1 protein-coding gene is annotated in these 518 nt (G+C 46.5%); it reads right to left on the reverse strand.

All coding sequences use genetic code 11. The features are described from left to right. Window positions 1-47 precede the first annotated feature (47 nt). The coding region (locus tag R8N49_RS30460) for a sugar-binding domain-containing protein (RefSeq protein WP_318190868.1) at window positions 48-518 on the reverse strand (471 nt) is incomplete at its 5' end.

A 518-nucleotide genomic window follows, 5' to 3' on the forward strand; every position in this document is an offset into this window, starting at 1 on the left:
TTTATAAATCCTCGCCGCCTGATTACATAAGTTGCATATTATTTGTGCTAACTCTCAGATGCCGCGTTGCCGTGCATCTGCTCATCCAAGTTCAATACTGTCAAAGCGTTGCTTACACTGGTAGCAATCACGTCGATTGCACCGGTACGTAACGCACCAAGTAATGCAAGCGGTTTACTGTTTTCAGCAGCGATAGCAATCACTTCTGCGATTGGCCGAAACTCTTCAATTCCAAGGCCAATGACACGGTCACTCATTACGGTGTTGGCAACGTTACCGTGAATATCAAAGAAGTCATAACCCGCAAAGTCCCCTACTACGCCTTGTTTTAGTCGAGATTGAACCACTTCATCTGGTGTAAACCACCCTAGATCGACCATATAGCTGTTTTCGCTCATATCACCAATACCGACTAAAGCGACATCGGCTTTACGTGCCAAATCGAGCGTTTGTTTGACGGTCGCATTCTGCATGAACGCCATTTTTTGCTCGCGGTTTTCTGCATAAGCCGGCGCGTA

This window comes from Vibrio sp. 1978, assembly GCF_033344345.1.